2 protein-coding genes are annotated in these 2,197 nt (G+C 70.6%); both read right to left on the minus strand.

Annotation, left to right across the window (positions count from 1 at the left end):
* A partial coding sequence (locus BFN01_RS01015) for a DnaJ C-terminal domain-containing protein (protein WP_071640614.1) occupies positions 1-924 on the minus strand: 924 nt, incomplete at its 3' end.
* A gap of 43 nt (positions 925-967) precedes the next feature.
* A complete protein-coding gene (gene hrcA, locus BFN01_RS01020) occupies positions 968-2,002 on the minus strand; it encodes a heat-inducible transcriptional repressor HrcA (protein WP_071640624.1) in 1,035 nt (344 codons plus the stop codon).
* Positions 2,003-2,197: the final 195 nt, after the last annotated feature.

The raw sequence follows: 2,197 nt of genomic DNA on the forward strand, positions 1-2,197 counted from the left end.
CGGGGTGATGCCCCGCCCGCCGATGGTGAGCACGTCGCCGGACTGCACGCCGGAGCGCAGCTCGAGGTCGACCGAACCGTCCAGGCCCTCGATCGTCGTGGTGGTGCCAAGGATGGCATCCGTCATCGACACCTCGAGGGTCGCCAGCAGGTCGTCGCCGTCCCGGCTGAAGACCGGATGCGGCGCGACGGCCACCTCGACGTACAGGTCGCCGTGCGGGCCGCCCGCGCGGCCGACCTCGCCCGAGCCGGGCAGCTGCAGGCGCAGGCCGGTCTCGACGCCCGCCGGGATGTCGAGGGCGACCGTGCGACGCGAGCGCACCCGGCCCTGCCCGGCGCACGATCCGCACGGGTTCGGGATGACGGTGCCGTAGCCCTCGCAGGAGCCGCACGGCTGGGTGGTGACGACGTTGCCGAGCAGGCTGCGCACCTGGCGCTGCACGTGGCCGCTGCCGCCGCAGACATCGCAGGTGACCGGAGACGTCCCTGGCTGGCAGCAGCTGCCCTGGCAGGTCTCGCAGAGCACCGCGGTGTCGACCTCGATGTCCCTGTGCACGCCGAAGACGACGTCACCGAGCTCGAGGTCGATGCGCACCAGGGCATCCTGGCCCCGCTCCCGACGCGACCGCGGACGCGCAGATCGGGCGCCGCCCGCCGCGCCGAAGAACGTCTCGAAGATGTCGCCGAAGCCGCCGAACCCTCCGCCGAAGCCGCCGTTCTGGTCGCCACCCATGTCGTAGCGACGCCGGGAGTCCTCGTCGCTGAGCACGTCGTAGGCGTGCGTGACGAGCTTGAACCGCTCCGCCGCGTCCTCCCCCGGGTTCACATCGGGGTGCAGCTGCCTGGCGAGCTTGCGGTAGGCCTTCTTGATCTCGTCCTGGGAGGCGTCCTTCGACACCCCGAGGACCTCGTAATGATCCGCCACGGTCACCTTTCTTCGTGTGCGTTCGTGTGTGCGGCCGCCCGCATCAGCGGGCCGCCTCGTCTTCGTCGAGCATGCGCGACAGGAAGCGGGCCACGGCCCGTGCTGCGGCGAGGTTGCTCGGGTAGTCCATGCGGGTCGGCCCCATCACGCCGACGCGGGCCGTGCCCCCGGGTGCGGCGTAGTTGCTCGCGACGATCGATGCCTCACCGAGCCCGAACGGGGCGTTCTCGGTGCCGATGCTGGTGGCGAGACCGTGCTCGTCGGTCACCATCTCGCTCATCAGCCGCAGCAGGGTCACCTGCTCCTCGATCGCCTCGAGCAGGGGGTGGATGCTGCCGCGGAAGTCCTGTTCGCGTCGCGCGAGCGTGGCCGCCCCCGCCATCACCAGCCGCTCCTGCCGGAACTCGGCCAGCTCCTCGGCGATCACCCCGGCCAGTGCCGACAGCGCCGGCTGCAGCCGGGAACCGGTCTGCAGCTCGACGGCGGATGCGATCCGCTCGGAGGCCTCGCCGACGGCACGGCCGGTGATGAGCGCGGCGAGCTGGGCGCGCAGCACAGCCAGGTCGGTGTCGTCGATGTCCATGGGCAGCGGGCAGATGCGCTGCGACACGCCGCCGGCGTCGGTGACCAGCACGACCAGCACGCGATTCGGTGCCAGCGCGACGAGCTCGACGTGGGTGATGCTCGCCCGCGCGAACGACGGGTACTGGGCGAGCGCGACCTGACCGGTGAGCTGGGTCAGCACGCGCACCGTGCGTGCCATGAGGTCGTCCAGGTCGCTCGGCGCGGCGAGGAAGGATTCGATGGCCGTGCGCTGCGGCGCCGAGAGGGGCCGCAGCTGGGCGAGGTGGTTGACGAAGACCCGGTAGCCCTTGTCGGTCGGCACCCGCCCCGACGAGGTGTGCGGCGCGGTGATGAGCTCCTCGTCCTCGAGCTGGGCCATGTCGTTGCGGATGGTCGCGGCGGAGACGCCGAATGCGTGCCGCTCGACGATCGACCTGCTCCCGACGGGCTCGTGGGTCGCGACGTAGTCCTGCACGATCGCACGGAGGACCTCAAGGCCTCGTTGTGTGACCATCATCCCTCCCGCTGGCACTCGAACGTTCCGAGTGCCAATCCTACCCGTTCGCGCCCGGCACTCGGAACGTTCGAGTGCCAGCGGGAGGGATGATGGTCACACAACGAGGCCTTGAGGTCCTCCGTGCGATCGTGCAGGACTACGTCGCGACCCACGAGCTGTCTCTTATACACATCTGACGCTGCCGACGAACTC

It is taken from the genome of Microbacterium sp. AR7-10, assembly GCF_001878835.1.
GTDB classification, from domain to species: Bacteria; Actinomycetota; Actinomycetes; order Actinomycetales; family Microbacteriaceae; genus Microbacterium; species Microbacterium commune.

Bases quoted from the DNA above. Each gene is read 5' to 3' on its own strand.
- hrcA (WP_071640624.1), bottom strand. From the start codon at position 2,002: ATGGTCACACAACGAGGCCTTGAGGTCCTCCGTGCGATCGTGCAGGAC.